At 45.4% G+C, this 227-nt stretch carries 1 pseudogene; it reads right to left on the reverse strand.

What is annotated here, in order from left to right:
- Nucleotides 1-185 (reverse strand): annotated as a pseudogene (locus AC0QH1_RS16980) (RNA-guided endonuclease InsQ/TnpB family protein); the annotation flags it as partial.
- Nucleotides 186-227: the final 42 nt, after the last annotated feature.

A 227-nucleotide genomic window follows, 5' to 3' on the forward strand; every position in this document is an offset into this window, starting at 1 on the left:
TTTGGATAGGTGACAAGGTTCAATCCGGGCTTTCTATAGTTAGGAAGTTTCGGTTTCTGCGTCACCGTCCCTTGAGTGATTCCTCTTAGTAGCCCAAAAAATGACTTAAACGATTCAGCAACGGTGGTTAGACACTGCTGGGCCGATTGAGAGTACATTGCTTGAAAATGACGATTAGAAGCCATGAGGCGATGCAAGTCAAACTTCCCCGGGATTTTACCCGTTTT

This window comes from Phormidium sp. CCY1219 (genome assembly GCF_055795085.1).